The sequence below is a fragment of the Pseudonocardia sp. TRM90224 genome (assembly GCF_021245725.1).
In the GTDB taxonomy this organism is placed as follows: Bacteria; Actinomycetota; Actinomycetes; order Mycobacteriales; family Pseudonocardiaceae; genus Pseudonocardia.
Window position 1 is genome coordinate 118,705 of record NZ_JAJGSX010000004.1, and the last position, 21,168, is coordinate 139,872.

At 73.1% G+C, this 21,168-nt stretch carries 20 protein-coding genes and 1 other RNA gene; 7 read left to right on the forward strand and 14 right to left on the reverse strand.

Going from position 1 to position 21,168, the window contains the following annotated elements; translation table 11 throughout:
• Positions 1 to 36 precede the first annotated feature (36 nt).
• The gene (locus LL648_RS09005; protein WP_232661997.1) at positions 37 to 3,150 is read left to right on the forward strand and encodes a BTAD domain-containing putative transcriptional regulator; all 3,114 of its coding nucleotides are present in this window, start codon (positions 37 to 39) and stop codon (positions 3,148 to 3,150) included.
• On the opposite strand, the gene LL648_RS09010 is transcribed toward LL648_RS09005, so the two are convergent.
• Positions 3,147 to 4,091 carry a patatin-like phospholipase family protein gene (locus LL648_RS09010; RefSeq protein ID WP_232661998.1) on the reverse strand — a complete coding sequence of 315 codons (945 nt, stop codon included), beginning with the start codon at positions 4,089 to 4,091 and terminating at the stop codon, positions 3,147 to 3,149. The two genes, LL648_RS09005 and LL648_RS09010, sit on opposite strands and share 4 nt — an antisense overlap.
• A 130-nt stretch (positions 4,092 to 4,221) precedes the next feature.
• Between LL648_RS09010 and LL648_RS09015 the strand changes: the two genes are divergently transcribed.
• Both LL648_RS09015 and fxlM read left to right on the forward strand, forming a co-directional pair.
• The gene (locus LL648_RS09015; RefSeq protein WP_232661999.1) at positions 4,222 to 4,659 is read left to right on the forward strand and encodes a PaaI family thioesterase; all 438 of its coding nucleotides are present in this window, start codon (positions 4,222 to 4,224) and stop codon (positions 4,657 to 4,659) included.
• On the forward strand, positions 4,656 to 5,801 hold the full coding sequence (gene fxlM, locus LL648_RS09020) for a methyltransferase, FxLD system (RefSeq protein ID WP_232662000.1): 1,146 nt from the start codon (positions 4,656 to 4,658) through the stop codon (positions 5,799 to 5,801). The genes LL648_RS09015 and fxlM overlap by 4 nt, the downstream gene beginning before the upstream one ends.
• 30 nt (positions 5,802 to 5,831) lie before the next feature.
• On the opposite strand, the gene LL648_RS09025 is transcribed toward fxlM, so the two are convergent.
• Positions 5,832 to 6,515, reverse strand: a complete 684-nt coding sequence (locus LL648_RS09025; RefSeq protein ID WP_232662001.1) for a hypothetical protein — start codon at positions 6,513 to 6,515, stop codon at positions 5,832 to 5,834.
• Positions 6,516 to 6,644: 129 nt separating this feature from the next.
• The gene (locus LL648_RS09030) at positions 6,645 to 7,040 is read right to left on the reverse strand and encodes a PPOX class F420-dependent oxidoreductase (RefSeq protein ID WP_232662002.1); all 396 of its coding nucleotides are present in this window, start codon (positions 7,038 to 7,040) and stop codon (positions 6,645 to 6,647) included.
• 132 nt (positions 7,041 to 7,172) lie between these two features.
• Between LL648_RS09030 and LL648_RS09035 the strand changes: the two genes are divergently transcribed.
• Positions 7,173 to 7,664: an SRPBCC family protein gene (locus LL648_RS09035; RefSeq protein WP_232662003.1), complete on the forward strand. Its 492-nt coding sequence runs from the start codon at positions 7,173 to 7,175 to the stop codon at positions 7,662 to 7,664.
• Positions 7,665 to 7,694: 30 nt separating this feature from the next.
• On the opposite strand, the gene rnpB is transcribed toward LL648_RS09035, so the two are convergent.
• Both rnpB and LL648_RS09045 read right to left on the reverse strand, forming a co-directional pair.
• Positions 7,695 to 8,097, reverse strand: an RNA gene (gene rnpB, locus LL648_RS09040) — RNase P RNA component class A.
• Between the two features lie 132 nt (positions 8,098 to 8,229).
• Entirely contained in the window at positions 8,230 to 8,403 is a 174-nt protein-coding gene (locus tag LL648_RS09045; protein WP_232662004.1) for a hypothetical protein, read from the reverse strand.
• 29 nt (positions 8,404 to 8,432) lie between these two features.
• Between LL648_RS09045 and LL648_RS09050 the strand changes: the two genes are divergently transcribed.
• Positions 8,433 to 9,194, forward strand: a complete 762-nt coding sequence (locus tag LL648_RS09050; protein ID WP_232662005.1) for a sulfite exporter TauE/SafE family protein — start codon at positions 8,433 to 8,435, stop codon at positions 9,192 to 9,194.
• Here LL648_RS09050 and LL648_RS09055 read toward each other — a convergent pair.
• From LL648_RS09055 to LL648_RS09065, 3 genes are all read right to left on the reverse strand, one after another.
• On the reverse strand, positions 9,187 to 10,293 hold the full coding sequence (locus LL648_RS09055) for a bifunctional RNase H/acid phosphatase (protein ID WP_232662006.1): 1,107 nt from the start codon (positions 10,291 to 10,293) through the stop codon (positions 9,187 to 9,189). The genes LL648_RS09050 and LL648_RS09055 overlap by 8 nt on opposite strands.
• A complete protein-coding gene (locus LL648_RS09060; RefSeq protein WP_232662007.1) occupies positions 10,251 to 10,988 on the reverse strand; it encodes a zinc ribbon domain-containing protein in 738 nt (245 codons plus the stop codon). Before LL648_RS09060 ends, LL648_RS09055 begins: the two co-directional genes overlap by 43 nt.
• A 107-nt stretch (positions 10,989 to 11,095) precedes the next feature.
• The gene (locus tag LL648_RS09065) at positions 11,096 to 12,292 is read right to left on the reverse strand and encodes an MFS transporter (RefSeq protein WP_232662008.1); all 1,197 of its coding nucleotides are present in this window, start codon (positions 12,290 to 12,292) and stop codon (positions 11,096 to 11,098) included.
• A 78-nt stretch (positions 12,293 to 12,370) separates the two neighbouring features.
• On the opposite strand from LL648_RS09065, the gene LL648_RS09070 reads away from it, so the two are divergent.
• Entirely contained in the window at positions 12,371 to 12,859 is a 489-nt protein-coding gene (locus tag LL648_RS09070; RefSeq protein ID WP_232662009.1) for a MarR family winged helix-turn-helix transcriptional regulator, read from the forward strand.
• Between the two features lie 9 nt (positions 12,860 to 12,868).
• On the opposite strand, the gene LL648_RS09075 is transcribed toward LL648_RS09070, so the two are convergent.
• Both LL648_RS09075 and cobC read right to left on the reverse strand, forming a co-directional pair.
• Positions 12,869 to 13,999 (reverse strand): Nif3-like dinuclear metal center hexameric protein, encoded by a 1,131-nt coding sequence (locus LL648_RS09075; RefSeq protein WP_232662010.1) that lies wholly within the window; start codon positions 13,997 to 13,999, stop codon positions 12,869 to 12,871.
• The gene (gene cobC / locus LL648_RS09080; protein WP_232662011.1) at positions 13,996 to 15,048 is read right to left on the reverse strand and encodes an Rv2231c family pyridoxal phosphate-dependent protein CobC; all 1,053 of its coding nucleotides are present in this window, start codon (positions 15,046 to 15,048) and stop codon (positions 13,996 to 13,998) included. Before cobC ends, LL648_RS09075 begins: the two co-directional genes overlap by 4 nt.
• A gap of 24 nt (positions 15,049 to 15,072) precedes the next feature.
• Between cobC and LL648_RS09085 the strand changes: the two genes are divergently transcribed.
• Positions 15,073 to 15,552, forward strand: a complete 480-nt coding sequence (locus LL648_RS09085; protein ID WP_232662012.1) for a low molecular weight protein-tyrosine-phosphatase — start codon at positions 15,073 to 15,075, stop codon at positions 15,550 to 15,552.
• A 342-nt stretch (positions 15,553 to 15,894) separates the two neighbouring features.
• Here the strand turns inward: LL648_RS09085 and LL648_RS09090 are convergent, their stop codons facing one another.
• From LL648_RS09090 to LL648_RS09105, 4 genes are all read right to left on the reverse strand, one after another.
• A complete protein-coding gene (locus LL648_RS09090) occupies positions 15,895 to 17,283 on the reverse strand; it encodes a WS/DGAT/MGAT family O-acyltransferase (RefSeq protein WP_232662013.1) in 1,389 nt (462 codons plus the stop codon).
• Positions 17,284 to 17,431: 148 nt separating this feature from the next.
• On the reverse strand, positions 17,432 to 18,664 hold the full coding sequence (locus tag LL648_RS09095; RefSeq protein ID WP_232662051.1) for an SAM-dependent methyltransferase: 1,233 nt from the start codon (positions 18,662 to 18,664) through the stop codon (positions 17,432 to 17,434).
• The gene (locus LL648_RS09100) at positions 18,664 to 20,049 is read right to left on the reverse strand and encodes an FAD-binding oxidoreductase (protein WP_232662014.1); all 1,386 of its coding nucleotides are present in this window, start codon (positions 20,047 to 20,049) and stop codon (positions 18,664 to 18,666) included. The genes LL648_RS09095 and LL648_RS09100 overlap by 1 nt, the downstream gene beginning before the upstream one ends.
• Before the next feature lie 95 nt (positions 20,050 to 20,144).
• The gene (locus LL648_RS09105) at positions 20,145 to 21,125 is read right to left on the reverse strand and encodes an aldo/keto reductase (protein WP_232662015.1); all 981 of its coding nucleotides are present in this window, start codon (positions 21,123 to 21,125) and stop codon (positions 20,145 to 20,147) included.
• Positions 21,126 to 21,168: the final 43 nt, after the last annotated feature.

A 21,168-nucleotide genomic window follows, 5' to 3' on the forward strand; every position in this document is an offset into this window, starting at 1 on the left:
CCTTGCGAGCAGTTAGCAACTGAGGACGATGTCCCGATGGGCGTGCACCTGCAGCTGTTGGGGCGCTTCCAGGTGCGCCGCGACGGTGCGGAGATCCCGCCGGCCGCGTTCGGCGGCCGGAAGGTGCGGGCCATGCTGCGGGTGCTGGCGGTGCGCCGTCCGGATCTTGTTGCGCACGACGTGCTCGCCGAAGCACTGTGGCCCGACCGGCTGCCCGCCGATCCGGCCACCAACCTCGGCGTGCTGGTCAACCGGGCCCGCCGGGCGCTCGGTGATCCCAGCCTCGTCGTGACCGGTACCAGGGGATACGCGTTGGGCGACTGCGCAACCGACCTCGCCGAGCTGCTGGCCGCGCTCGACGCCGCCCGTTCGGCGGGCGACGATCACGCCGCCGCGGCGACGGCCTGCCGGGCCGGGCTCGCGATCTGGGGTGAGCCGCTGCCGGAGGACATCTACTCCGCCTGGGCCGGCGCGCCGCGGGAGCGGCTGCGGCGCGCTCGGCTCGAGCTGTGCGTGCGGGCCGCGAAGGCCGCGCTGGGTCTCGGCGATCCGCGCACCGCGGTCGCCTACGCCTGCGATGCCGTCGACGACGAGCCGACCGACGAGTCCGCCGTGATCGTGCTGGCCGAGTCGCTCACCGCGGCAGGTGATCCCGCCGGTGCGCTGACGCGACTGCACGAGCTGCGGGCGCGGCTGGCCGACGAGCTCGGCATCGACCCCTCCCCCGAGGTCGAACGGCTGCAGATCGAGCTGCTGCGCGGCGAGGCCGGACCGCGCGCTGCCGGCGGAGGGCAGCGCCGGGTCGGAGTGCCCGCACCGACCCGGCCGCGCGCCTTCGGCCCGCTGGCCTTCGTCAGGCGCGACGCCCAGCTCGCCCGGCTCCGCGAGGCCGTCGCCGCAGGTGGGCTGGCCGTTGTCGCCGGGGCGCCGGGCTCGGGGAAGTCGCGGCTGCTCGCCGAGCTGGCCGGCGCGGCGGACCGGCCGGTGGTCGCGGCCCGCGCGTTCCTGCCGGAGCGGGCGGAGGCGTGGAGCCTGGCCCGGTCGCTGCTGCGCGAGGCGCTGGCCGTCGACGCCGCACTCGCCGACGGGCTCCCGCCGCGCAGCCGCGACGCGCTCGCGGTACTGCTGCCGGAGCTCGGCGGCGGCCCGGCCCAGGGCGGCGAGACGTTCCGCGCGCTCGTGCTCGCCGGCGGAGTCCGGCTGCTCGACGGCGCTGCGGGCAACGGCGCAGTGGGCGACGGCGCGCTGCTCGTCGTCGACGACCTGCAATGGGCCGACGCCAGCAGCATCGCGCTGGTCTGCTCGGCGCTGGCGCGGCTGCCGAACCTGTCGGCGGTGCTCGCCCACCGGCCGGCCGAGCTCCCCGAAGGTGCCCTGGACGGCCTGGAGCCGGACGTGGAGATCACCCTCGGGGCCCTGCCGCTCGACGGGGTGGCGGCGCTGACCGGGAACCCGGCGACGGCCGCGGCGATCATCGACGCGACCGACGGCACGCCGTTCGCCGTCGCGGAGGTGCTGCGGGAGCTCGCCGCGCGCGGCGTCGCCGTTGCCGGACCCGGCAGCGGGGCCTACCTACCGCTCGTCGCGGATCTGGGCCGGGCGGGGCAGCGCCGCACCGCGCTGCGCAGGGCCCGCCGGGAGACGGGGCTGCGCGCGCAGATGCTGGAGCTGCTCGCGCTGGTCGCCCGCGAGATCTCGGCGGGCACGCTGGCCGTCGCCGCAGGTTGTGCCGCCGACGTGGCGCTGCAGGCGCTGGCCGGACTGGCTGCGTCCGGGCTCGCCCGGCTCGGCGAGCAGGGCTGGGCGACGGCGCACGACCTGCTCACCGAGGTCGTCACGGAGGGCATGGACGCGGCCGGCCGGGCCCGGATCCACGGCATGCTCGCGCGGGCGCTCGCGGCCGAGGACGCCGACCCGTCGGAGATCGCGCGGCACCACCGCGGAGCGGGTGATCCGGGCGCCGCCGCCCTCGCCTACGCCACCGCGGCCGCCCGCGCGCTCACGACCCACGCCACAACCGAAGCCGTCGCGCTCGCGTCGGCAGGGCTCGACCTGCAGCCGGCCGTGCCGGTGCGCGCCGAGCTGCTGGAGATCCGCGCGCAGGCCAGGGCGGCGCACGGCGAGGCCGACGCCGCGGCCGACCTGACGGCCGCGCTGCGGATCACCGATCCGGGCGCCGACCGGGCCCGGCGGCTGTCCCGGCTGGCCATGCTGACCTTCGGCGCCCGCGACACGAGGCAGGCGGCGGAGCTGGCCGAGCTGGCGCTCGTCGAGGCGGGCGGCGACGAGCAGGCCACGGCGTTCGCACTGGAGACGGCCGCGGTGATCGACATGAACGTCGACCGCGCCGAGCGCGCCGGCGAACGCGCCGAGGCCGCGCTGAGCGCCTACCGGCGCCTCGGCGACGCTGCCGGGGTGGCGCGCATCCTCGACGGCCGCGCCATGGCCGTGTTCCTCGAGGGCCGGATCACCGAGGGGATCGCCGAGTTCGGCCGGGTCGCGCGCCTGTTCGACGCCTCCGGGGAGCTCCTGCGGGTCGTCACGCCGCGTTCGACGATGGGGCACGGTCTCGTCTTCGCCGGGCGCCCGGCCGAGGGTCTCGACGAGACGACGGCAGCGCTGCGCCTGGCCTGCGACCTCGACGCGACCGAGGGCCAGGCCTACGCGCTGTGGCACCGGTCGGAAGCGCTCGCCGCGCTCGGGCGCGTCGACGAGGCCGAGGCCGACGCCCGAGAGGCGCTCGCGCTCGCGTCGGCGGCGGGCCACCGCGGCTGGACCGCGACGGCGCACCGGGCGTTGGGCATCGCGCTGGCCGGGCGCGGCGACCTCGACGGCGCAGCAGCCGCGTTCGACGACTCCGCCCGCCTCGCCGGCGAGTCGCTGGGCCTCTTCGGATCATGGGCTGCCGCCCGCTCGGCGCTGGTGCGGCTGGCCGCCGGCCGCACCGGCGGTGTCGAGCCGCTGGTCCGCCGGGCCTTGGCCACCGGTCCACCGCTCGGGCATCACGAGGCCCGCCTCGCCGAGGTCGAGCTGCTGGTCGCCAGGGGCGACCCGGCGGCCGCGCGGGTCGCCGCCGACGCGGTGGCGCACGCGCGGGCGGCGGGCTACGTGGCCGGCACCGACCGGCTCGCTGTCATTGCCGATTTCTAGCTTGTCAGCCGCTCAGCCTCGACGCAGGCCTGCAGCGCGTCCATCGCCGCTCGCCGCCCGGTGTCGACGGCCGCTCGGAGCGGGCCGGGGCGGCGCTCGGTGCGGCCGATCCGGGCGCTCCCGAGCGGCGGGCGGATCTGCAACGTCGCAGGGTGCGACGCCAGCAGGCGCTCCTCCTCGGCCCGCGCGGCCTCGCGGCCCATCCACGCCGCGAGCGCGCCGGGGGCGCGGCGGGCGAACCAGCGCGACATCACCAACCGCTCGCCGCGGGACGGCGCCGTCGCGATCTCGTCGGTCCGCCGGGTGCGCAAGGCGACGACGTGGGTGGCTTGCTGGGCGAGCGCCGTCCGCACCGGGACCGACTCGCTCACCCCCGCGTCGACGTACGTCCGCCCGCCGATCTCGACCGGCTCGCCCGCGAGCAGCGGCAGCGCGGTCGACGCGCGGAGCGCAGCCTGCACGCCGGCCTGGTCGTGGACCTGTTCGTGCAGGTCGACGGCCTGACCGGTGAGGGCGTCGGTGGCGATCGGGTGGAACTCGACGGGGTTGTCGAGGATCTCCTGGAATCCCATCGGCATGATCTCGGTGTACACGGTGTGGACGAGGTAGCGGGTGTCCACGACCGGCAGCCGGCGCAGCGCGCGCCGCGGGTCGATGGTCGTGCCCATGACGACCGGGTCCCACCACACGTGCATGCTGCTCTCGGCCCGCCCGCACAGCAGCCACGCCGCGTTCAGCGCTCCCGCGGAGCTGCCGTAGACGGCGTCGAACGCCGGCAGCAGGCCGAGCTGCTCGATGGTGACCGTCATGCCGCTCGAGTAAGCGCCCCGCGAGCTGCCGCCCTCGATCAGCAGCACCAGCCGGGCGTCGTCGCTGCGGTTGCCCTGTGTGCTGCCCTGCTGCGCGCGGTCCCGCAACAGCTGGATGACTGCGTCGGTCACCGGGTGATCTCCATTCCGTCCACGATGCTGTCCCGCACGAGGCTACTCGCCAGTAGCTTTGGGGTGCCAGGAAAGCCACTTTCCTGTCCTGTGGTGCCAGGAAAGTGGCTTTCCTGGCACTCTCGGACCGGTGGACGATCACGCGACACCCCCGCCGGCCGGCTTCCGTCCGGTGGAACGTCGCAGCGGCTTCCTGGACCTGATCGGGCCCCTGTACGTCGACGACGCCGATCCGCGCTCGCCGGTCTACGGCCTGCGGATCGGGGAGAAGCACACGAACAGCCGCGGCGGCGTCCACGGCGGAGTGCTCACCACCCTCGCCGACGTCGCGCTCGGGTACGGCGCCCTGGCGGCGCACGGGAAGGCGCTGAGCCTCCTCACGGCGAGCCTGACCGTCGACTACACCGGATCCGCGGCCGTCGGCGACTGGATCGAGGCCCGGACGACCCTCAAACGCATGGGGTCGCGGCTGGCGTTCGCCGGGTGCGAGATCACCAACGACACCCGGCCCGTCGCGTCCTGCAGCGGGGTCTTCAGCGTGCCGCCCGTACGGCCTGCGGACAGGTGAACGATCGGCTGCGCAGCGAGATGGTCGACCGGCTCGGGTCGGCCGGGACGATCATCACCAGGGAGGTCGAGGCCGCAATGCGAGCGGTGCCGCGCCACCTCTTCCTGCCCGGCGTCGAACCCGGCCACGCCTACGCCGACCAGCCCGTTTCCACCAAAACAGACAAGGACGGGGGCTCGATCAGCGCCGCGTCGCAACCGTCGATCGTCGCCGCGATGCTCGAACAGCTCGGCTGCGAACCGGGGCACCGCGTGCTGGAGATCGGCGCCGGCACCGGCTACAACGCCGCGCTGCTCGCCCACCTCGCCGGACCGACCGGACACGTCACCACCATCGACGTCGACGACGAGCTCGTCACGACAGCCCGCGCCAACCTCGCCGCAGCCGGCTGCGCCGCGCAGGTCGTGCTCGGCGACGGCGCCGAAGGGCACCCGCCCGCCGCGCCCTACGACCGCGTCATCGCCACGGTTGGCACGCACCACGTCCCACGCACCTGGCTCGACCAGCTCCGGCCCGGCGGCCGGCTCGTCGTCCCGCTCCGCATCCGCGGGAGCCAATCCCGCTCCATCGCCTTCGAGCAGCACCACGGCACGTGGGTGAGCGTGAGCAGCGTCCTCGCCGGATTCATGCCGCTGCGGGGCATCGCCCACGACACCCGCCGCGTCGTGCACCTGGCCGAGGGCGTCGCCCTGTTCGTACACAGCGACCAGGACGTCGACCCCTCCGGAGTCGACGGCGTCCTCGACGAACCACGCCACGTCGTGTGGACCGGGACCATCGTCCGATCGGCCGAGTTGCTGGTATGGCTGGAGCTGTGGCTCACGACCACACTCGCGAACGGACTGAGCCGGATGCCCGCCATCGGCGGCGCCGCAGTGGAGCGGCTGTACCGGTGGGGCTCGATGGCAACCGTCGACGGCGCAGCGCTGGCCTACCTCACCAAACGAACCGACGGCGCGAACCTCTTCGAGATCGGCGTCATCGGACACGGGAAGGGCGGCGCCACCCTCGCCGCCCGGATGGCCGACGCCGTCCGCGAGTGGGACAGCGAGCGGCGCGGACAGGAGGCGACGTTCGAGCTGCGGCCGACCGCCGCGGGCACGTCGTACGCAGCCGTCACACGCTGGCCCCGCCCGAGATGAACCCCATCACTGTTTGAACAGCGCTGCCGCTCATCTCGCCGCGAGGGCGTAGAAGTCGATCACACGTTGTGCCAGCGACTCCGGTAGGCCGTCGTCGGAGCAGCGCACGTCCAGGTACTCGACGAGCTCGATGCCGGTCGCGTCGACGTCGGCCTCGCCGTCGGGGAGCGGGTGCGCGTCCAGCCGCAGCGCCGCGAATGCGCTCGACAGGTCGGTGGCGAGCAGCGCGGCCGAGTCCTCGGTGGGGCCGCCGGTCCACGCCGGGGTCGCCCCCATGAACGCCACGACCTGCCCATAGCCACTGGATTCGGGGTCGACGACGACGTAGACGCGGTCGAGGTACTCGAACCCCCCGATGGGCAGCAGGTCGAGCCGGCCGGCCGCGTTCCCCTCCAGCTCCTGCTCGATCCATCCGTGCAGGTCGTAGTAGCCGTCGCTGCCCTGGAAGAACAGTTCCGACCAGCCGAAGGCCCGCGGCTGCCCGCCGATCGTGACCTCCAGGTCGTACGCAAGCTGCCCACCCGCTGTCGTCCGCCACAAATCGAGCAGGCCGGGAGGGATCGGTCCCGCGATGGAGTCTTGGACGAACTCCAGCGACTCCGCGGTGATCGGCGGCTGCGCATCGTGGACGACGCGGCCGGCGAAGAAGGCGATCCCGTGCTCGCGCAACATGCCGAGCTCGGGCACGGTGAAGGGCGGGGGCCCGTCATGCACGTGATCACTCCCTGCTCGCCGGTCAGGCCGTCCACCGCTTCCGCAGCAGATCGGCGTGACCGACGTGGCGCGTACTGCTCGTACATCGCCATGATGCCGTTCGTTCAACGCCTGCCGGCAGCCGCTCCGTCAGCGGACGTTGCCCGCCACCTTGTGAACGTCGAGCCGGACGATCACCCGCTCGACCTCCGAACCCTCCGGCGGCGGGTCCTGGCCGAGGTACTTGTGGCTCAGCAGCTTCGAGAGCGTCTTGTCCGGATCCGGGATGATCGTCGCCGTGCCGCGCAGCTGGGTGTGGCGGTACGGGTTCGCCGCATCGGCCACCGACACGCTCATTCGCGGATCGCGACGCAGATTGCGCACCTTCAGGCGGTCCTCGGTGGCACTGAACACGAGTGCGCCGTCGTCGAGACCGACCCAGACGATCGACGTCTGCGGCCCACCATCCCGGTCGAGGGTCGCCACGGTGGCGAAGTTCCGGCCGTCGATCAGGGCTCGCACGTCGGGCGAGAGGGCGATCGTCATGTCACAGCGAACCCGTGCCGGCGCGGGCGCTATTCCCGCACCGGCGGAGTCCGAACATGCATAAGACCGTGCTAATATAAGCCGAGCCTGCTAGTAGGCCTCCGTTCACCAGCGAACCTGGAGCGCTCCCCCATGAAGTACACCGTCTCCATCGAGATCGCCCTGCCCCGGGAGCGGACGGTCCAGCTGCTCGCCGACTCCACACACCTGCCGAAGTGGCTGCGCGGGTTGGTGCTGCACGAGCCGCTGAGCGGAGAGCACGGGCAGGTCGGCACCGAGTCGCGGGTCGTGCTCCTGGCGGGACAGCAGGAGATCGAGGCCACCGAGACCATCACGCGCCGGGAGCCGGCGAGCCTGCACGGGATCCCGAGGGACAGCGTCGTCCACTACGAGCGCGAGATCGTCGCCGAAGGCATGTGGAACGCCGCCCGCGAACGGTTCACCGAGGCCGGTCCGGAGACGACGCTCTGGGTGAGCGAGAACGAATACCGGTTCAGCAGCTTGCCGATGCGACTGGCGGGGCCCTTCATGCGCAGTGTCTTCCGCAATCAGTCGCTGCAGCACATGCAGGACTTCAAGGCGTTCGCCGAGCAGGGCGCGGACGTCCGCGAAGCGAAGGGCTGACCCACGCGGGGCCGCTCCCGGGGTGTGGTGCGGACGAGCTGGCCTGTAAGCCGGATCCTGTTCCCGGGCACCTCGCGGTGCACCGTTCGGCGACCATCCATCTAGGCCTGCCGTCACCAGCAGGCTCGAGCGACCTACCCGCAGGCTCGGGCGGGCCGCCCTCGAACGCCTGCGCAGCGCCGACCGGGGTCGGCGCCTCTTGGTCTTGCTCCGGGTGGGGTTTACCGAGCCACCCCGGTCACCCGGGGTGCTGGTGGTCTCTTACACCACCGTTTCACCCTTACCCCGCACAAGTGCGGGGCGGTCTGTTCTCTGTGGCACTGTCCCGCGGGTCGCCCCGGGTTGCCGTTGACAACCACCCTGCCCTACGGAGTCCGGACTTTCCTCGGCGGCAGCACCGGAGCACTGCCGACGCGGTCGCCCAGCCAGCTCGTCCGCGTGATCACTCTACGCCGTCACCGGCCGGCCGCCCGGAGCGGGCAGGACACGGCCGCCAGGACTGCGGCGCGTGCCCCGGGGAGGGCAGGAACGCACACGTCCCGCCCCAGCCGGGCGGCACGGATTCTCAATCCTCCTGGCCACCCGACGGCCGCCGCGGCCGTTCCCCGTCGCCCCCGTCGCGCGCCGCCCCGCACCGCCAGCAGCGGTCGGGCGACTCCGCGGTGGGCATCGCGCCGCATTCGGGGCACAGGCGGTCGAGCCAGCAGACCGCGTCGCCGCCCTCGGGTTCGTCGGACACCCCTCCATCCTGCGGGATAACGTGCGCCGGTGGTCGAGTACACCCCCGGTTCGCTGGCGTTCCTCGTTGTCACGGGCCTGCTGGCGGGCGGTGTGAACGCCGTTGCGGGCGGGGGTTCGCTGATGGTGTTCCCCGCACTGCTGGCCATCGGGTTCCCGCCGCTCGAAGCGAACGTCACCAACTCGGTGGCGCAGGCACCCGGGTACGTCGGGATCGTCGCCGGCACGCGTGAGGACCTGCGCGGGCAGGGTGAGCGACTCCTGCTGACGGCGCTCGTGGCGATCATGGGCGCCGTGGTGGGCTGCGTGCTGCTCCTGATGCTGCCCGGCGCCGTGTTCGACGCCGTTGTGCCCGCTCTGGTCCTGCTGGCCAGCGCGATGCTGGCGCTGCAGCCGGCGGCCCGGAAGTGGGCAGGGCCGTCGCGGCCCGACATGCCCGACCGGCTGGTCGCCCTGCTGCCGGCGATCTTCCTCGCGGGCGTGTACGGCGGCTACTTCGGCGGTGCGCTGGGCGTGATCCTGATGGCGACGCTCTCGCTGTGCACGCACGACTCGCTGGTGCGCCTCAACGCCCTCAAGGGCGCGCTGTCGCTCGCTGTCGCCGTCATCACCGTGCTGATCTTCGCGGGCGGCGCACCGGTCGACTGGTTCGCGGTCGCGCTGCTGGCCCCGACGACGCTGCTGGGCGGCTTCGTCGGGGCCCGGCTGGCGCGCCGGCTCCCGGAGCCCGCCTTGCGCTGGTCGGTGGTCGTGCTGGGCACGGCCGTCGGGATCTACCTGGCCCTCACGTGACCGGGTGGTGGCCGGTGTCGTTCACCAGCCGCACGCTGGCACCGCCGTCCTCGTAGAAGTCGACGATCGACAGCGACGCCAGGTCGAGGTGCAGCCGGTAGAGGATGCTCGGCCCGCCGAGCAGCGCGGCCCGCAGCAGCATCTTGATCGGCGTGACGTGGCTGACCAGCACCACCGTCGCGGCCGGGTACTCCTCGACGACGGCAGCCCGCTCGACGTCCACCCGCCTGCCGACCGCCGCGAAGCTCTCCCCGTCGGGCGGCGCCGCCTCCTCGGAGCCCAGCCACGCCGCGTGCAGCTCGGGGTCGCGCTCACGGGCCTCGGCGAACGTCAGGCCCTCCCACGCGCCGAAGTCGGTCTCGATCAACCCGTCCCGGACGACGAGCGGCGCGCCGGTCGCGGCGGCCACCGCCTCCGCGGTCTGCACGGCCCTCCGCAACGGCGACGTCAACACGGCGGCGATCCCGTCGATCGCGCCCAGCCGGGCGGCCGCGCCGGCGGCCTGCCGCAACCCGAGCGGGGTCAGCTCCGGGTTGCCGCGCCCGGAGTAGCGCCGCTGCACCGACAGCTCGGTCTGCCCGTGGCGCAGCAACAACAGCCTCGTGGGGGTGCCGACCTGGCCGGTCCAGGCGACGGACGCCGGCGCGGCCGCGTCGACCTGCTCCCCGTCCATCGCCTTGTTGGCGAGCGCGTCGGCGCGCGCGTTGCGGGCTCGCGGGATCCACTCGAACGTCACCGAACCGATCTCGCGTACGAGCTCGGCCGCTTCCTGCGCGAGCGGCTTCATCGCCGGGTGCTTGATCTTCCAGCGGCCCGACATCTGCTCCACGACGAGCTTCGAGTCCATCCGCACGTGCACGTCGGTCGCGCCGAGCTCCTTCGCAGCCTGCAACCCGGCGATGAGGCCCCGGTACTCGGCGACGTTGTTGCTGGCCACACCGATGCTCTCGGCGCGCTCGGCCAGCACGACGTCGGCGGTGGGGTCGAGCACGACCGCGCCGTAGCCGGCTGGCCCCGGGTTGCCCCGCGACCCTCCGTCGGCCTCGACGACGAGCTTCACAGACCCGATTCCGGCGTGCGCACGAGGATCACGCCGCATTCTTCGCAGCGGACGATGTCGTCGGCGGGCGCCGTCCGCAGCTCGGAGATCGTGGTGCGGTCCAGCTCGAGGCGGCACGCCTGGCAGCGGCGCTGCAGGAGCAGCGCGGCGCCCACCCCCCGCTGCTCGCGGCGCTTCTCGTAGAGCCCGAGCAGGTCGTCGGGGATCGAGACGACGACCTCCTTGCGCGCCCGCGTGCGGCCGGCCTCGGACGCGTCGATGTCGGCGATCGCGGTGTCGCGCCGCGCGACGATCACGGTGACGGACTCCTCGGCAGCGGCGAGCACGCCGCGCGAGTGCTCGAGGTCCACCCCGACGGCCTCGCGCTGCTCCATCACTTCGAGCTGCTCGTCCTCGAGGACGGTCTGGCGGCGCTTGAGCGTCTCCAGCTCGTGCTGCAGGTCGTTGGCCTGCTTCGCGCCGATGCCGGCGCCCGCGAGCAGCTGGTTGTCGCGCTCCGTCCGGCTGCGCACGCCCTCGACGTCGCGCTCGATCCGGCGGATGTCGCGGTCGAGGTCACCGGCCGCGGTCTCGATCTCGATGAGCTTGTCCTTGGCGGTGCGCACGGCCGCCTCGGCAGCGGTGAGCTCCTCGTGCTCGGGCAACGTCCGCCTGCGATGCGCGAGGCGCGACAGCTCCGCATCGACCTCGGCGAGGTCGAGCAACCTTCGTTGGACGGCGGGGTCGGCCTTCATGCAGCCATCCTTATCGAATCAGGGTCTGAATGGTCCACGGGTCGAGCCGACTCCGTGAGACGTGGACATCGACGCTACCGCGCCGCCGCCGGCCCACGACGAGCCGATCACCGGGACACCGCCGGTTGCTGCCGTTCGCGCACGGCACGCACCCCGAGCGTCCCGACCCCGACGACCGTGACCAGCGCCGCACACACCAACAGCGGGACGGCGGGACCGGCAACGGCGGCGATCGGCCCGGCCACCGCGAGCCCGAGCGGTCGTGCCGCGAAGGACAGGAGCGAGTCGAACGAGCGGACCCTCCCCAGCGCGTGCTGTGGCACGCGGTCGGCGACCACCGTCTCCCACAGCGGGATCAGCAGGCCGAGCCCGAGCATCGCCACCAGGTAGGCGCAGGCCACGACGACGACCGAGGCCCCCACGGCGAGCGCGGTGAGCGGCAGCCCGAGCAGCGCGACGCCGATCGTGCAGACCGCGAGCGGCCTGGTGATCCGCAACCGCGGCGCGGCGAACACGCCGATCAGCATCCCCGCCGTGCCGCTTTGCACGATGAGCACCCACGCAGGCTCGCCGCCGAGCTCCCGCACCGCGATCACCGGCCCGATCGCGAGGAAGAACCCCGCGGCGAAATGCCACACGGCGTGTCCGAGCACGCTGAGCAGGAACCACCGCCGGGAGCGGACCTCCGTCCACCCCTCCTGCAGCTGCGTGCGGAACCCGAGGTGCGCACCGGTCGAGGGCCGCGCGGCAGCGGGGGTCCGCACGCCGCCGAGCGTGAGTGCCGACGCCGCGAAGAGCGCCGCCGCCAGCAACGCGACCGCACCCGGGCCGGCCACCAGCACAACGGCACCGCAGAGTGCGGGCGCCACCACTGCCGACAGGCCGGTCGCCATGCCGATGCGGGTGTTGACGCGCAACCGGTCCGGGGCCGCCACGGCGGCCGCGACCAGCGTCGGAACGGCCGGCGAGCCGAACGCGATCGCCACCCCGGTCAGCGCGGACAGCCCGGCGAGCCATGCGATACCGGCACCGCCGAGCACGAGCTGGATGCCGATCGCGAGCTGCGCCGCGAACCGGACCAGATCGGCCCCGAGCAGCACCTTCGCCGGGTGGACGCGGTCGGCCACAACGCCCCCGACCGGCAGCAGCACCAGCATCGGCAGCAGTTCGCAGGCCAGGACCAGCCCGACGTCGCCCGCGGAGCCGGAGATCCGCAGCACGGCGAGCGTGAGCATGACCGGAACGAGAGCCGTACCCAGCGCCGAGAGGGTTCGCCCGAGGAGCATGCGGTAGACCGGGGACACGCATCGACCGTAGTTTGGTGGCAAATATTTCGCTAGCGAATACTTCGCTGGCGAATCATCTTTCGATAGGATCGGCGGATGCCCGACTCCGTCGACCGCCACCTCGCCCTCTGGAAGGGCAAGGCCCCCTACGACGAGCAGGTCGAGGCGATCGTGTCGCGAATGCAGTTCCTCGTGAAGCACCTGCGCGCGACGAAGGAAGCCGCGCTCGCGCAGGTCGGGATGCAGGACTTCGAGTTCGAGACGCTGCACCGGCTCGCAGCGCGTGGCGAGCCGTGGCGCGCGACGCCGAGCGAGCTGGCCGCCGAGCTGATGCTGTCACCGGCCGGCATGACGGGACGGCTCGACACCCTTGCCGCCGCCGGCCTCGTCACCCGCGTCCGCAGCGACGACGACCGTCGCCGTGTCGACGTGGAGCTGACCCCGAGCGGGCACGAGCGCTGGCTGCAGGCCATGCAGATCAGGGACGACGCGGAGCGGCGCATCGTCGAGCCGCTCGACGCCGCCGAGCGGGTCGTGCTCGACACGTTGCTCGCGCGGCTGCTCACCGCGGTCGAGCGCGGGTAGCCGCGCCGCTCAGGGTCGCCCGATGGTCCAAGGGTCGGTCCGGTGCCGCGAGACGCGGACGTCGACGCTGCCGCCCACCGCCGCGCGGATCACGCCGGCCGCCTGCTCGCACCAGGGCCACTCCGACGCCCAGTGCGCGACGTCGACGAGCGCGGGTGCGGTCGGGCCGGTGAGCAGGTGCTCGGCGGCGGGGTGGTGGCGCAGGTCGGCGGTGACGTAGGCGTCGACGCCCGCGGCGATCGCGGCACCGAGTGCGGAGTCGCCCGCTCCCCCGCACACCGCCACCCGTTGGATCATCCGGTCCGGGTCGCCAGCGGCCCGCACACCCCATGCGGTGGCGGGCAGCGCGGCCGCGACCCGGTCGGCGAACGCGGAGAGCGGCTCCGGCTCGGCGAGGACGCCGATCCGGCCGAGACCGCGGTCGGACGGGATGTCGGCGAGCTCCAGCACGTCGAACGCGGGCTCCTCGTAGGGGTGCGAGGCGCGCAGGGCCGCGACGACCGCGGCGCGCTTGCCGCGCGGCATGACCATCTCGATCTTGGTCTCGGCGACCCGTTCCAGCCGACCGACCTCGCCGATCGTCGGGTTCGCCCCCTGCAGCGGCTTGAACTGACCGGTGCCCGCGGTGGCGAACGAGCAGTGGCTGTAGTCGCCGATCTGGCCGGCGCCGGCGGCCGAGAGCGCGTCGTGCACGGCGGTGATGGCCGGCCCGACCGGGATGAAGGTGACGATCTTGTCGAGCGCCGGTTCCGGTGTCGTCACCAGCGGGCCCTCGACGGTCAGCCCGATCGCCTCCGCGAGCGCGTCGGACACCCCGGGATCGGCGGAGTCGGCGTTCGTGTGCGCGGTGTAGAGGGCGGTGCCGGCGCGGATCAGCCGGTGCACGAGCGCGCCCTTCGGGGTGTCGGCACCGACGCCGTGGACGCCGCGCAGGAGCAGCGGGTGATGAGTGACCAGAAGCTGGGCCGAGCCGATGGCCTCGTCGACGGTCGCGGGGACCGGGTCGACGGCGATCAGCACCGAGCCGACCGGCTCCGCGGGGTCGCCGCAGACCAGCCCGATGGCGTCCCAGTCGGCGGCGAGCGCCGGCGGGTAGGCCGCCTCCAGCGCCGCGATCACCTCGCAGACGGTCGGCTTCATGCCGCCACCGCCGTCAACGCGTCCGCGAGCGCCGTGACGAGCACGGACGCCTGCGCCGCCGGTCGGACGGCAACGCGGATGTGATCGGGGCCGAGGCCGGGGAACGTGTCGCCGCGCCGGACGGCGACACCCGCGGTGCGCAGCCGGGCCCGCACCCGCTCGCCGTGACCGTCGGGGAGGCGGAGGAGCAGGTACGGCGCCTCGCCGGGCAGGACGTCGACGCCGGGGACGGCCGCGAGCGCGGCCGCCTGCTCGGCGCGTTGCGCCACGAGGCGCTCGGCGGCGCGGCCCGCCTCCGCGACGGCAGCCGGCTCGCTGCACGCGATCACGGCCTCCAGCGCGAGCGTCGACACCGGCCACGGCGGGCGCGGCGCGGCCAGCCGCGCGAGCAGGTCGGGTGGGCCGAGCGCGTAGCCGGCGCGCAGGCCGGCGAGCGCCCACGTCTTGGTGAGGCTGCGGAAGACGATCACGTCCGGCAGCGCCTCCCCGGCCAGCGACTCGCGCTCGCCAGGGATCGCGTCGACGAACGCCTCGTCGACCAGCAGCGTCCGCCCGGGCGCGGCGAGCGCGCGGACCGTCTCGGCCGGGTGCAGCACCCCGGTCGGGTTGGTCGGGTTGCCGACGACCACAAGATCCGCCTCGGCCGGCACCGCCTCGGGGTGCAGCGCGTGGCCGTCCGCGGCGCTGGTGAGGACGCGGACGAGCGGCACACCGGCGGCACGCAGCACCGCCTCCGGCTCGGTGAAGCCCGGGTGCACGACCACGGCCAGGCGCGGGTGCAGGGCCGGGAGCAGCGCGAACCCCTCCGCGCTCCCCGCGAGCACCAGAACGTCGTCCGGGTGGCGGCCGTGGCGGCCAGCGACGGCCTCCCTGGCCGACCTGGCGTGCGCGGCCGCGGGGTAGCGCCCCAGGCCGTCGAGCGTCTCCGCGAGGCGGTCGCGCAGCCAGCGCGGCGGCCCGTCACCCTGCACGTTCACCGCGAAGTCCAGCAGCCCCGGCTCGGCGTCGACGTCTCCGTGGTGGCGGAGGTCCGGGTCGGCGTGATCCATGCGGTGCACACTACGGTTCTGCTGGTGAGCGCTACGCACAAGAGGCTTCACGTCGTCTTCGTCTGCACGGGGAACATCTGCCGCTCCCCCATCGCCGAGAAGGTGTTCGCCCAGGAGCTGGAAGACGCCGGTCTCGACGACGACGTGCAGGTCACGAGCGCCGGCACCGGCGGGTGGCACATCGGCTCGCCCGCCGACGACCGCGCCGTGCGGCTGCTGCGCGCCGAGGGGTACGCCGACGAGCACAGCGCACGCCAGATCGACGCCGAGCAGCTGGCCGCCGACCTCATCGTCGCGCTGGACAACTCCCACCGCCGCACCGTCCAGTCGATGGTGCCCGAGCCGGAGAGGGTGCGGCTGCTGCGCTCGTTCGACCCGTCCGCGCCGCCGGGGGCCGAGGTGCCCGACCCGTACTACGGGCCGGACGAGGGCTTCGGCGAGGTGCTCGCGATGGTGCGGGCCGCGACCCCCGGCCTCATCGAGTGGGTGAAGGCGAACCGCTGAACCTCCCCACCGTTTTGCCAACCTGCAGACCCCCGAGGCCGTGCAAGTAGGCAAAACGGTGGGGAAGTTTGCCGGGCCGGCCCCGATCTCCCCACCGTTTGGGTGGATGCGCGCCCGCGGAGCGCGCAAGTACCCAAAACGGTGGGGAAGTCGGGGGCGCCACGCGACTCGCGCCGGAACTTCCCCACCGTTTTGCCAACCTGCAGACCTCCAAGGCCGTGCAAGTAGGCAAAACGGTGGGGAAGTTTGCCGGGCCGGCCCCGATCTCCCCATCGTTTTGGGTGGATGCGCGCTCCCAGGGCGCGCAGGTGCACAAAACGGTGGGGAGGTTCGGGCTCGTGGTCACCGGGTGGCGACGAGTTCCGCCAGCGAGTCGGTGAGGGCATCGGCGAGGACGTCGACGTCGGGCATGGCGTCGCGGTCGGCGGTGAGGCCGTAGTGCACCCCGCCGTCGTACGAGGTGATGCCGATCGCGACGGACTGGCCGCCGCCGAGCGGGACCATCGGGAACATGTCGAGCATTCGCGCGCCCATCGCGTAGAGCGGGCGGGGCGGCCCGGGCACGTTCGTGACCAGCACGTTGTAGAGCATGCTCGAGTACTGGCTGGCCATCCGGGCGCCGAGGCTGTGCAGGATCGGCGGCGCGAGCCCGACGAGCCCGATCAGCGCCGACGCGCCGACCGCCTGCCCGCCGCGCTTGTGCTCCGCCATCGCCTCGCGGACGATCGCGAGCCGCTCCGTCGGGTCGTCGACGGCGACGGGGAGGTCGACGAGGTAGGCCGAGATGTTGTTGCCCGCGTTCGTGCCGGCCCTGGCGCGGACGCTCACCGGCACCATCGCCCGCACGACGGTGCTGGCCGTCAACGGCTCGCCCCGCGTGATCAACCATCGCCGGAGCCCACCCGCGACGACGGTCAGCACGACGTCGTTGACGGTGCCCCCGTGCGCCTTGCGCACCTTCCGGTGGTCGGCGAGGGTCGTGCGCGCCATGCCGTAGCGCCGCTGCGCGCCCGTCGCGGCGTTGAGCGCTGGCACCGGCTTCGCTTCGACGGCGCGCCGGCCCGCGTCGATCACACCGCCGAGCGTCCGCCCGACCGACGACACCGTCTCGCGGACGTCGGTGACGGCGCGGGCGGCCGTCTCCACCACCGTGCGCGGCCGGCGCAACGCCACGTCGGCCGCGCCGAGCAGCAGCCGCAGGCCGCTCGGCTCGCGACCGGGGCGCCAGTCGTCGGGCGGGGTCTCGCGGGGCTCCGGGGTGAGGTCGAGCAGGACGGTGCCGATGTCCATCGACGCCAGCCCGTCGACCATGGCGTGGTGGGTCTTCGTGATCACCGCGAGGCGGCCGTCGCCGAGCCCCTCGACGAGGTAGACCTCCCACAGCGGGCGTGAACGGTCCAGTTGCCGCCCGAGGATCCGCCCCACCAGCTCCCGCAGCACCGCTTCGGTCCCCGGCGCGGGCAGCGCGGCGTGCCGGACGTGGAACGCGAGGTCGAACTGGGGGTCGTCCACCCAGACCGGCAGCCCCAGCCGCCCCGGCACCTCACGCAGCTTCTGCCGGTAGCGCGGGACGAGCCCGAGCCTGCTGCCGATGAGCTCGGTGAACCCGTCGACGTCGAACGGCCCGCCCTCCGGAGGGGCGAACGTCATCACGCCACCTACGTGCATCGCCGCGGTGCGGTGCTCGGCGAAGAGGAACGAGGCGTCGAGCGACGACAATCGGTCCGGCACGACACTCGACCCTAGTGCCGCCACGCGCGGGTGAGCAGCCGCCGCACGGAGGCGCGGGACGTCAGGAAAGCCACTTTCCTGCAACCACGTTGCAGGAAAGTGGCTTTCCTGACCCTCGCCGCACCGCGCCCGGCGGCGGCCCGAGGGCCTACCGCCAGCCCCGCAGCGGGAAGCCCGACTGGCCGCGACCGTCCAGCTTCACGCCCAGCACCTGGTGGAGCTGGATGTTGTCGCGCTCGAACCCGAGCCGCGACGCCGCCATGTACAGCCGCCACACCCGGGCCCGACCGATGCCGACCTCGGCAACGGCCTCCTCCCAGTTCTCCTCCAGGTTCGCGCCCCACGCGGCGAGCGTGCGCGCGTAGTGCTCGCGCAGGTTCTCCTCGTGGCGGATCTCGAACCCGGCCTCGTTCATCTCCGTGACCAGCAGGCCGATCGGCTCCAGCTGCCCGTCGGGGAAGACGTAGCGGGCGATGAACGGGTCGAGCCGCTTCTTGCCGGGGTCGCGCGGCTGGGTGATGCAGTGGTTGAGCAGCCGCCCGCCCTCCTTCAGCCGCGCGTGCAGCGAGCGGAAGTACCCCGGCAGCTGCGCCTTGCCGATGTGCTCGGTGAGCCCGATCGAGCTGATCGCGTCGAACTGGCTCTCCGGCGCGTCGCGGTAGTCGAGGTGACGCACCTCGGCGAGGTCACCGAGGCCGCGGCGCTCGATCTCCGCCTGCGCCCACTCGGCCTGCAGGCGCGAGAGCGTGACGCCCAGCGCCTTCACGCCGTGCTCCGCCGCGGCGTGCATGACCATGCCGCCCCAGCCGCAGCCGACGTCCAGCAGCCGCTGACCCGGCTCCAGCGCGAGCTTCTGCGCCACCAGCTCGAACTTCGTGGCCTGCGCCTCTTCGAGCGTCGCCGCGTCGTTCGGGTACACCGCGCACGTGTACGCCATCGACGGCCCCAGCACCCACTCGTAGAAGCGGTTGGAGACGTCGTAGTGGTGCGAGATCGCCTGCTTGTCGCGCGCCTTCGAGTGCAGCCGCCCCGGCGGGCGGTACTCGAGCGGCGGTGGTGGCTGCCGATGCCGCAACCAGATGGGGAACAACTTGCGCGCCAGTTTCACCTGGTCGGCGCGGGTGATGTCGTTCAGCGTGAGGTCCGCCATCGCGTCGAGGACGTCGTGGATGTCGCCGTCCACCTCGATCTCGCCCGCGACGTACGCTCTCGCCAACCCGAGCGTGCCCGGCGCAGTCGCCAGCCGCGCGAGCGCGCGTGGCGACGTGATCCGCATCGCTACCTCGGAGCTGTCCGGCCCCGCCTTGCTGCCGTCGTACGCGATCACTCGGATCGGCACGTCGGCTCCGACAACGCTGGAGATGATCTCCGCGACCTGCATCATGCCCTCCCTGACCCGGTCACCTTCGAGAAGAGATCCGGCAGCCGCCCATGCGGGTCGTACCGTTCCTTCAACGCCTGGTAGGCCACCCCGTTGTAGTGCTCCCAGAACTCACGCTCGTCGTAATGCACCGTCGAGTACAGCGATTTGTGCCCACCCAGCTCGGCGACGAGCTCCTCGATCCGACGGTTGTGCGCGTCGGGCTTGCCGGGGACCTCGTCGACGGCCGACCAGAAGCCGACGTTGACGTACAGCTCGTGCGCCTTCATCGGGTACAGCGGCCATGTCCGCTCGTCGCGCAGGCGCAGCGGGCACAGCCACACCGGGGTGATCCCGATGTCCTTGTGGAACGCGTCCAGGAACTCCGTGAGCCGTTCCACGGGGATCTCGACGTCTTGTATCACCGGCTCCTGCTGCGGTTTCCCGAGCACCGAGTTGACCCGCCCGGAGAAGCCGGTGCGCCGGTCGAGCGCGACGAGCCTGCGGTACACGTCGGAGCGGCGCAGCCGGCTCGGCCACAGCCTGCGGACCACCGGGTTCTGCGCGCCGAGCGCGCGGGAGCACCAGAACCAGTCGGTGTCCCACCGCCAGATGTAGTCGCGGGTGGTCAGGTGGTCGACCGCGCGCTGCTCGATCGACTTGTAGAAGATCTTCTGGCCGGTGTAGTCGCTGATCCCCGGCCCGGGGTCGTCGGTGAACGTGCCCAGCGTCAGGTACTGGTCGTCGGGGCCGAAGACGGTGCCGTCGACGAACTGCGGCCCGTCGGGCCCGCAGACGTCGACGATCGTGGACTGCAGGTCCGCCGTGCCGACCTTGCGGTGCTCCAGCCGGACGTACGGGGTGACCGGCTGGACCTCGATGAGGATCCGCACGGCGTACCCGAGCGTGCCGTAGGAGTTGGGGAAGCCGCGGAAGAGCTCGGCGTGCTCCCCATCGGGTGTCACGGTGATCACGTCGCCGTCGGGGGTGAGGATGTCCATCTCCAGCACCGACTCGTGCGGCAGCCCGTGGCGGAAGGACGTCGACTCGATCCCGAGCCCGGTCACCGCGCCGCCCAGCGTGATCGTCTTGAGCTGCGGGACGACCAGCGGCATCACGCCGTGCGCGAGCGTGACCTCGACGAGGTCCTCGTAGGTCGTCATGCCCTGCACCTCGGCGGTGCGCGCGACCGGGTCGACCCTGATCACGCCGGTGAGCGCGGACGTGTCGAGCCGCTGCGCCGGCGCCGCGCCGAACCGGAAGAGGTTGGAGGTCTTCTTGCCGAGCCGCACCCTCGTACCCGGCGGTAGCTCGCGGTAGCGCCGCACAAGATCGGCGACGGCTGCCGCGTGTGCGGCCGGGGAGACCAGCGAGAATGCGCTCCTCGACGTTCCGATCACGCTCATGACCACGACGCTAGTCCGCGGATGCCCCAGCTGCCCAGCCTCTCGATCAGGGGCGATTAATCACACCCCCGAATCGCGCAACGGAATCGGGCGAACTACCAACGGCGGGCCCGCGCACGGACCAGTCCCGGGATCGCCGGTGCGCCCGTCACGGGCTGGAAGGCCTCCGCCACCGCGGTCAGCGAGGCGTGCTCGTCGTCCTTGAGCCGGATGTCGGCCGCCGCGACGTTGCTCTCCAGCTGCGCGACGCTCGACGCACCCGGGATCGCCACGACGTTGGGCAGGTGCACCAGCCACGCCAGCGCGATCTGCGCGGGCGACGCGCCGTGTGCCGAGGCGATGTCGCGCAGCGTGTTGAGCAGCGGGGTCGCGGCGTCGAGGTTCTCCGGCAGGAACATCGCGTTGCTCGTGCGGACGTTCCCGGACGGCGGGTTGTCCGACGTGTAGCGCCCCGAGAGCAGACCCTTCCCGAGCGGGCTCCACGCGATCACGACGTGCCCGGTGCGCTGCGCCCACGGCAGCATCTCCGAGAGCGGCGCGCGGGCGACGAGGCTGAACTCCACCTGGTTCGACAACACCGGCGCGCCCAGCGCCGCCTCGGCGCGCTGCCAGCGGCGCAGCGAGTAGTTGGAGACGCCGACGGCGTCGACGAGCCCGACCTGGTGCAGCGCCTTCATCCCGCGCATGGTGGTGGCGTCGCCGACGATCGGGTGCGGCACGTGCACCTGGTAGAGGTCGATCTTGCGGACGCCGAGCCGGTGCGCGCTGGCGACTCCGCGCTGCTGCACGACCGCCGCCGTCGGCCACACCGGGAAGATCTTGGTGGCGACCACGACGTCGTCGAACCCGCCGGAGTCGCGCAGCGCCGCGCCGAGGATCCGCTCGCTGCGCCCGAAGCCGTACAGCTCTGCGGTGTCGAACACCGTGACGCCCAGCTCACGGGCGCGCGCGACGATCCGGGCCGCCTCGGTCTCGTTGTAAGCGGCGTCATAACCCCACTCGCGGGACCCGAACTGCCAGGTGCCCAGCCCGATCACGGAGTACCGCTTGGACGTCGGAAGGTCGAGGTAGCGCATGCGTCCATCCTCCCGCTTCCCGCGGCCGGCAGGGCCGGATCGG

Coding starts and splice junctions, on each gene's coding strand:
- LL648_RS09105 (WP_232662015.1), bottom strand. CDS start 21,125: ATGCGCTACCTCGACCTTCCGACGTCCAAGCGGTACTCCGTGATCGGG.
- LL648_RS09100 (WP_232662014.1), bottom strand. CDS start 20,049: ATGAGCGTGATCGGAACGTCGAGGAGCGCATTCTCGCTGGTCTCCCCG.
- LL648_RS09005 (WP_232661997.1), top strand. CDS start 37: ATGGGCGTGCACCTGCAGCTGTTGGGGCGCTTCCAGGTGCGCCGCGAC.
- cobC (WP_232662011.1), bottom strand. CDS start 15,048: ATGGATCACGCCGACCCGGACCTCCGCCACCACGGAGACGTCGACGCC.
- LL648_RS09060 (WP_232662007.1), bottom strand. CDS start 10,988: ATGAAGGCCGACCCCGCCGTCCAACGAAGGTTGCTCGACCTCGCCGAG.
- LL648_RS09095 (WP_232662051.1), bottom strand. CDS start 18,664: ATGCAGGTCGCGGAGATCATCTCCAGCGTTGTCGGAGCCGACGTGCCG.
- LL648_RS09035 (WP_232662003.1), top strand. CDS start 7,173: ATGAAGTACACCGTCTCCATCGAGATCGCCCTGCCCCGGGAGCGGACG.
- LL648_RS09055 (WP_232662006.1), bottom strand. CDS start 10,293: ATGCGGCGTGATCCTCGTGCGCACGCCGGAATCGGGTCTGTGAAGCTC.
- LL648_RS09070 (WP_232662009.1), top strand. CDS start 12,371: ATGCCCGACTCCGTCGACCGCCACCTCGCCCTCTGGAAGGGCAAGGCC.
- LL648_RS09030 (WP_232662002.1), bottom strand. CDS start 7,040: ATGACGATCGCCCTCTCGCCCGACGTGCGAGCCCTGATCGACGGCCGG.
- LL648_RS09075 (WP_232662010.1), bottom strand. CDS start 13,999: ATGAAGCCGACCGTCTGCGAGGTGATCGCGGCGCTGGAGGCGGCCTAC.